Source organism: Streptococcus sp., from assembly GCF_041802885.1.
In the GTDB taxonomy this organism is placed as follows: domain Bacteria; phylum Bacillota; class Bacilli; order Lactobacillales; family Streptococcaceae; genus Streptococcus.
The window spans coordinates 1-6,705 of record NZ_JBHCHN010000003.1 but is presented as its reverse complement, the minus strand read 5'-3'; the positions used below and the strand labels follow the sequence as shown (position 1 = coordinate 6,705).

7 protein-coding genes and 2 pseudogenes are annotated in these 6,705 nt (G+C 45.0%); all 9 read right to left on the bottom strand.

Annotated elements, in window-relative coordinates; genetic code table 11:
- A pseudogene (locus tag ACEYCN_RS00485) lies at positions 1-199 on the bottom strand (type 2 isopentenyl-diphosphate Delta-isomerase); the annotation flags it as partial.
- Between the two features lie 26 nt (positions 200-225).
- Entirely contained in the window at positions 226-1,305 is a 1,080-nt protein-coding gene (locus tag ACEYCN_RS00480) for a phosphomevalonate kinase (protein ID WP_373712347.1), read from the bottom strand.
- On the bottom strand, positions 1,302-2,333 hold the full coding sequence (mvaD, locus tag ACEYCN_RS00475; RefSeq protein WP_373712346.1) for a diphosphomevalonate decarboxylase: 1,032 nt from the start codon (positions 2,331-2,333) through the stop codon (positions 1,302-1,304). The genes ACEYCN_RS00480 and mvaD overlap by 4 nt, the downstream gene beginning before the upstream one ends.
- Position 2,334: 1 nt before the next feature.
- Complete coding sequence (gene mvk / locus ACEYCN_RS00470) at positions 2,335-3,261, bottom strand: mevalonate kinase (RefSeq protein ID WP_373712345.1); 927 nt, start codon at positions 3,259-3,261, stop codon at positions 2,335-2,337.
- A 165-nt stretch (positions 3,262-3,426) separates the two neighbouring features.
- Positions 3,427-4,215 carry a lysostaphin resistance A-like protein gene (locus ACEYCN_RS00465; RefSeq protein ID WP_373712344.1) on the bottom strand — a complete coding sequence of 263 codons (789 nt, stop codon included), beginning with the start codon at positions 4,213-4,215 and terminating at the stop codon, positions 3,427-3,429.
- Positions 4,216-4,450: 235 nt separating this feature from the next.
- Complete coding sequence (locus tag ACEYCN_RS00460; RefSeq protein ID WP_373712343.1) at positions 4,451-5,152, bottom strand: MerR family transcriptional regulator; 702 nt, start codon at positions 5,150-5,152, stop codon at positions 4,451-4,453.
- A gap of 8 nt (positions 5,153-5,160) precedes the next feature.
- Positions 5,161-6,066: a DUF2268 domain-containing protein gene (locus ACEYCN_RS00455; protein ID WP_373712342.1), complete on the bottom strand. Its 906-nt coding sequence runs from the start codon at positions 6,064-6,066 to the stop codon at positions 5,161-5,163.
- Positions 6,067-6,143: 77 nt separating this feature from the next.
- Positions 6,144-6,548: a Mini-ribonuclease 3 gene (locus ACEYCN_RS00450; protein WP_373712341.1), complete on the bottom strand. Its 405-nt coding sequence runs from the start codon at positions 6,546-6,548 to the stop codon at positions 6,144-6,146.
- A pseudogene (locus tag ACEYCN_RS00445) lies at positions 6,541-6,705 on the bottom strand (cysteine--tRNA ligase); the annotation flags it as partial. The pseudogene ACEYCN_RS00445 and the gene ACEYCN_RS00450, both read right to left, overlap by 8 nt.

Below are 6,705 nucleotides of genomic sequence, written 5' to 3'. Positions count from 1 at the left end.
GCAAGTCCAAGCCTGCAACAGAAGTCGAGTAATCCACATCCTGAACCTTCAACTGAGGCAAGGATTGGTGAACAAAGCGGGTCGCTTCAAAATCTGGAGCAGACTCTCTATTGTACTGCTGACTAGCCAACATCACATGCTGGTCCTTGCGGTCATGCCCCCAAACACTATAATGTAACAATTCATCGCTTATCTTCAATTCTGAACTCCTTATGTAAACTATTTCTATTTCATCTCATCAGCTAGGTTCAAGTTGAGGGGTAAAATCCCCGCCGACCGCCATTTGTGATGAATCTTCTCAGCTTGTTGGACTTGGCTAGCAAAAGCGATTCCGCAATCACCACCACCAGCACCGGATGACTTGGCGACCGCCCCCTCCTCCTCAGCCAACTGGCACAGTTTCGCTAAGGCAGGAGTCTCAATGTTTAAGCCCATCTTGCGGGCAAATTCCTGCAGGAGTCTGCGGTTTTCAGCGATACCCGCTTGAAAACGTTCCGCATCCCCTTGCTGGCAGGCCTGAATGATGCCTCCCAGGCAGGACTTACTCTTTTGCAAAAAATCCCGATGGCTACTTTCTTTCCCATCCTGACTGCGGCCTTGGCCGACCTGGTTGACTAGGGAGTCTGTCGAGGCAGCCTGGCCAGTCCAGCCAATCAACAGAGACAGGGTGCCTGGCAAGGACAAGCGTTCAATGTTCACATCCTTCCAGGGCATATCTAAGATTTCTAAAAGAGTATGTTCTTCCAGAAGCTCTTTGAGCCAGTCGCGGTCCAAGGAATGATAGGCAATGACTCCGCCATAACTGGAAGCTGCCAAATCACCAAAGGACCCCGCCATCCCCAGTTGCAGCTGAGACAAGGCTGCCAGTTGATAAAGCCGATAAGCATTCACCTCCTGGCCATAATAAGCCAAAACAGCCTTTATTGTCGCTACCGTAAGAGCCCCTGATGAGCCCAGACCATATTTAGTACCAGACTGACTGTTATCTAGCTGACTGTCAACCGACAGGGCATAGAAAGCAGCTGTCTGCTGCCCCAGGGCCCGCACATAGGCTTCAGCCACTCCCATGGCTGAAAAGATGAGGGCATAGGAAGTGGCCGTCTGGGTCACTATTTCCTCGCCACTTCGTTCCCAAGGGATCGTTATTCCCTGCTGACTGGAAAAAACCGTACCGCTATTGCTGGCTTCAATGGTGACGGTCAAATATTGGTTAATGGCAGCAATCATAGCCGGATTACCAGCTTCCACTACTGCATACTCTCCAGCTAAAAAGAGCTTCCCTGGGGCTGATACTTGAACCTTCATATGTGATTTCCTTCTGTCAATCGCATTTTAGACTGTTGCCAGTCTGCCTCAGATAAAACGTAGGCAGCTGGGCCAGGTAGACTAGAAATGATGTTCTCGGCTGGAAAATGAATTGATAAGGCTTTCCGCAAACGCCCCATATCACTGGCCCGACAGAGAATTTTGACATTTGGTCCAGCATCCATGGTCATGTAGGCGGGGACTTGTAACTCTTCTCTCACCTGTCTGACAGCCTCCTGAGCCAAAAGAGAATCCGCTGACCAGTAGGTAAAAGGGGGATTGGCTGATAGTGTCGTTGCGTGCATTTTGAAACCATTGTGCTCGGTGATCCGACCCAGGGTTTCAAAATCCTTCTCGGCAATCGCCGCCTTCATAGCCTGCAAGTCCTCTCTGGCGGTCTCAATCCAGGCTGGATAAAAAGGAGATGTTTGGACCGTATGCTCCATGCCAATCCGACTGGCAATCTTTTTCTCTTGGCTATCCACAACTAGGACTAGCATACCAATATCCCAGTCTGCATCATCCACAGGATGAGCCATGGAATCTTCCGAAGAAGTTCCCATATCCCATTCAACAAAACCGCCGAAGAGGCTGCGGGTGCTAGAGCCTGAACCTCGTCTGGCAAAGGTGGACAGTTCTTGCCGTGTCATATCTAGTTTCAGAGCATCCGCAACTGCTAGGGCCAGGGCTGCAAAAGCTGAGGCCGAGCTGGCCAAACCGGCAGCAGTTGGAACAAAGTTGATACTTTCGACACGAGCAAAAGGTCTCTTACCTATATATTCGCAAAATAAATCTAAAAAATGAGAAATTTTTACAACTTCTTTTTCAAATTGCTCTTTTCCATTTAACAAAAAAATATCTTTTGTTAACTCATCATCAAAAGTTACTTTGGTATCTGTATAAAAAGCCTCTAGGGTCAGAGATAAACTCGAATTCATGGGTAAAAACAAGTCCTTATCCCGTTTGCCCCAGTATTTAATAAGAGCAATATTAGTATGTGCTCTGGCAATTCCCACAGCTTGCGTCATCTTATTCTCCTAAGTATTGTATCCAAGTTTGGCAGGCTCCTGATTTTTCTAAGGCCTGGGCAATTTTTTCTGCTTGATGTTGGTTGGCAGCCAAAGCAATCATGCAGCCACCGCGACCTCCACCTGTCAATTTGGCACCCAGGGCACCTTGGACATGGGCCACATCCACTAAATAATCCAGTTTTTCATCCGAAACACCCAATTTTTGTAAGAGCAAGTGAGCCTGATTCATGACCTGACCCAGAGCCTGGACTTGACCAGAAGCCAAGTACTTCTTCGCCTGTCTAGTCAAGTCACCTAGTTCTTTTATCCAGAGCCTGGCATCTTGTTGATCCTGATAGAGTGTGGCCACATCCGAAACTGCTTCCAGAGTATGCCCCATCTTCCCAGAATCCCCCACAACCAGATAGGCATCTAAGTGCAAGTTCAGGGGCTCAATAACTTGGCCTTTAATAAAAAAGACAGGCTGCTTTCCGCTGGTGGTGGCTGCATCGATACCAGATGGATTGCCATGGGCAATCTTTTCGGAAGATTGGACAATGTCCCAAAGTTCTTGATTACTCAAATCCTTTTGATAAAAAGCAAAAAGAGCCCTGGCCACCGCAACAGCCACCGCTGCACTGGACCCCATCCCCCGTTCAGCTGGGATGGTTGAATCAATCTGAACATGAATGGCCGGATCGCTAGGCGCTCCAATACGGTAGAGAGAAAAACGGATAGCATGCTTGAGACTTTCCCAAATCTTGGGCATCTGATGGACCAGGCCATCATAGAAATCACAGGATACTGACAAGGCTTGACCTTGATCAGTGACCGTTGCTTGGATTTGCACAGCAGAAAAAGGTAGAGCAATCGCCGGCTGACCATAGACTGCCGCATGCTCTCCCATTAGAATAATCTTTCCGCTTGCTTTTCCTACTGCCTTCATCATATTCTCCTTATAAAATCAAATCCATTATACCATTTTTCGACCAATCCTACTAGATAAGGAAACGAGTTCAACCTTCTCTCTTTCTACTCAAAAAGCCACCAACTCTTTGATGACTTTCCTCGGATAATGAAAACTTCATATGGGTTGTCTGTCAAACCCCAGTCAACGGAATTTTTCAGGATTTTTCAGAATAATAATTACAGAAACCAAGATCATCAAAAAACTAGTTAACAATGTGCGATAACTGCCATTCAACATCCCAAAATTATCTGTAATAGTATCAAAAATATGAATCCCTCCATGGACCGCAACTGCCGCCCAAGTGCTTCCTGTCCAGTAAAGTAAAACACCTGCCAGTAGACCAAAAGCAAAAGGATATGTAAATTCAAAGAATGCTAATATTCCTTGATAAGTAAAAAAATGATTCCAATGCATAGCCATAAAGAGCAAGGCCGATATCAGGATGGTAGGAATCGGTTTTTTCTCCAGAGTTTGGTTTAGGTAGCCCCGATAGGCTAATTCCTCAGGAAATCCTTGAAGAACATAAGCTGCCATGAAGGCTGAAAAAAACATGTTCCAACCTCTGTCATCTGGCACTGCTAGCTGCTCCTTAAAGATCAGCGGAGCTAAAAAAGCTGCCCCAACAACCACAAGACCTGTAATGATAGTACCTACTATAAAGCCAATCAAACCTTTTTTATTGACTTGTAGCTTCAAGTAGGAAATAGGTTTGCGGTCAACAACTTTTAACAAAAGCAAGATAGACAATGTGTAAATCAGGCACATCACAGCTCTCACAATATTGATCTGAAGCTCAGTCTGAGGTGAGAAGAGCGAGTTTATCAGAAAGGCTAACCCGATGGTTAAAAACTCGTAAACAAGAAAGAGAATTAAAGCTCTAATCCAAGGTTTAAAACGACGACTACTGTTTTCAACTTGACTTGTATTCATAACTTACCTCCTCATCCGTCTTCATTATCCAAAACTATTTTAGCACATAAGAACAGAAATAGCGACATATTTTCAGAATATTCAGGATAATGTTCGGTAAAAGGGCTGTTTCTACAAGAAATATGCTCTCTTTCAGGGGCACAGCTCCCCTTTTTAACCAAGAAAAAACCACCTTATCGATTTTTCCTGTCCATAATAGTGATATCACCTATTCATCAGATAAGGATTGTAGTCATCAGATTGTGCCCAAATGTGCTTTAACTGCTTTTTTGATAAAAGCTGGTAAGTCTGGATTGCCGTATTTTTGGAAATACTGCTTGAACCTAGGGTCATCTTCGTAGGTTTGCGCAATATAAACCAAGACCTGGTCGCTAAAGTCACTAAAGGCAAGCAGAGCCCGTCGCCATTCCTCCACTAACTGCTTTACTTCGGGAGCATCATAGGGGAGATGTGTCTGTTGACTAAAGAGCTGAAAAACTTGTTCCAAGCGTTGTTGGTCAACATGCCTCTGGTTTGCGTCCTGCTTTTCCTGACGTTCTTGGAAGATCTGATAGGCTAAAGTATCACCATACCGCATTTCTGCTTCCGTCTCATATTGAGCTGAGAGAGGCTTTTCTAACATGTCTAAATCCAAGAGAGGCTGGCCAGACAGAAAGGCCTGTAATTGTCTTTCTTTTTCTTGCAGCTCCTTGATTTTCAAGGCAAAGGCTTGCTCTTGTTTTTCTAGGATGGGACGGAGATCCTCATCAGTCAATTCAATCAGGCTCTGAATGTTCTTAATAGAAAAATCCAAAGCCTTTAGAAAGAGAATTTTCTGCAGGCGAATCAAGTCTTCCTGACAATAGCTACGGTAGCCATTTTCTAATTTTTCTGCTGGCAATAATCCAACCCGATCATAATAATGTAGGGTCCTCTTGGTCAAACCTGTGATGGTCATTATTTCCTTTATCGTGTAGTTTCTGTCCAAAATTCTTCTACCTCCGCTAAAATTTCCGAAGCCGGTATGAGACTTGCTTCTTCGATGGTTTTTCCTGTCTTTTCCAAATAATATTGTATCAGATAATAGCCACAGGCGTAACCTGCACAGTAAGGCATGCCAACACCTTCCTGCCCCATCAAGGCAGCTATTTCATCACCATAGAGGTAGGCGGTGATTTTTTGCACACCCTTAACGTCTAAATGATTGTGTAAGAAGGGTTTGATGACCTGATTGAGTGTATCCAGACTGGTTTTGCTGACCCAAGGACCTAGATTTTCCTTGCCATACATCTGGACAGCAAAATTCTCGGCTAAGCCTTCTGCTACCAGCATTTCCTTGAGTGAACCACCATCCCAGTCAACAAATTGATAGCGAACATTGTGATTGACTTCATGAGCTAAGGCTGATGGCAGGCGGGACAAGGTATGCTCATTGGGGACCAATGATAAAAATAGATAGCCCGGAATCCCACCATCCCCACTATAACCATCATTGATTTGCAACATGGGAGCCGTCGTCTGAGCCAGCAAGATTGTAAAAGTATAATCTTGGACAGGCAATTTGACCGAACCAAATCTCGCCAAACTGTCTCGAATGGCTCTTTCGTAACTTTGCCAAACAGAATCATCTAAACGATTAATCAGGGGCAGTTGTTGCGCTGTCAGCATTTCAGGCATGAAGTGCATCCAGCTCAATAACATCATAATATCAAAACCTCCCTCTTGTTTGGCTTCAAAAGGAATGCCCTGTTTGTAAAATTTTTCTTTAAAAGGTGCTAATATTTCCTCTTTAAAATAGTTTCTTCTTTCTGCCATTGGCATTTCTAATAATTCTCGATAAACCTTATCTGAGCGAATCAATTTAATGTTCATATTTTTCTCCTTTACAAGAGGAGTATAAAGGATGACCTAAGGTCATAGTCAAGAAAAAATAGTTTTCGTTGTGAAAACTATTTTTTTCTATTCTCAACGGCTGCAATACACCAATCAATCAACTCCTCCAAGCGCTCGATCTGTTCGGTCATGTGGAGGTAGCCCATGACGGCCTCGAAACCTGTGGACATCTTGTAGGTGATGATGTCGGTATTTTTGGCCTTGGTGTTGGCATTGGCATTTCGGCCCCGCTTATAGATTTCCTGCTCTTTTTCTGTCAGAAGGTTTTCTTCCAGCATAAGCGTAATCAGCATGGCCTGAGCCTTGGCGGACACATAGTGGGTGGCCAGGCGGTGGAGCTGGTTGGGCTTGGTTTGCCCTTGAAAAATCAGATGGCGGCGGATATACATGGAGTAGACCGCATCCCCCTCAAAAGCCAGGGCAATGCCATTGATGAGATTGACATCCACTGCTTTAGCCACGGATCCACCTCATCCTATCCTTGGCATCCAAAAGCTTGATGCCTTGAGCAGCCAATTCATCTCGAATACGGTCTGCTGTCGCAAAATCCCGATTGGCCCGCGCTTCTTGGCGTTCCGCAATCAGGGCTTCAATCTCGCCATCCAAGACTTCTTCCTG

Bases quoted from the DNA above. Each gene is read 5' to 3' on its own strand.
- mvaD (WP_373712346.1), bottom strand. From the start codon at position 2,333: ATGACGCAAGCTGTGGGAATTGCCAGAGCACATACTAATATTGCTCTT.
- ACEYCN_RS00460 (WP_373712343.1), bottom strand. From the start codon at position 5,152: ATGACCATCACAGGTTTGACCAAGAGGACCCTACATTATTATGATCGG.
- ACEYCN_RS00465 (WP_373712344.1), bottom strand. From the start codon at position 4,215: ATGAATACAAGTCAAGTTGAAAACAGTAGTCGTCGTTTTAAACCTTGG.
- ACEYCN_RS00455 (WP_373712342.1), bottom strand. From the start codon at position 6,066: ATGAACATTAAATTGATTCGCTCAGATAAGGTTTATCGAGAATTATTA.
- ACEYCN_RS00480 (WP_373712347.1), bottom strand. From the start codon at position 1,305: ATGAAGGTTCAAGTATCAGCCCCAGGGAAGCTCTTTTTAGCTGGAGAG.
- mvk (WP_373712345.1), bottom strand. From the start codon at position 3,261: ATGAAGGCAGTAGGAAAAGCAAGCGGAAAGATTATTCTAATGGGAGAG.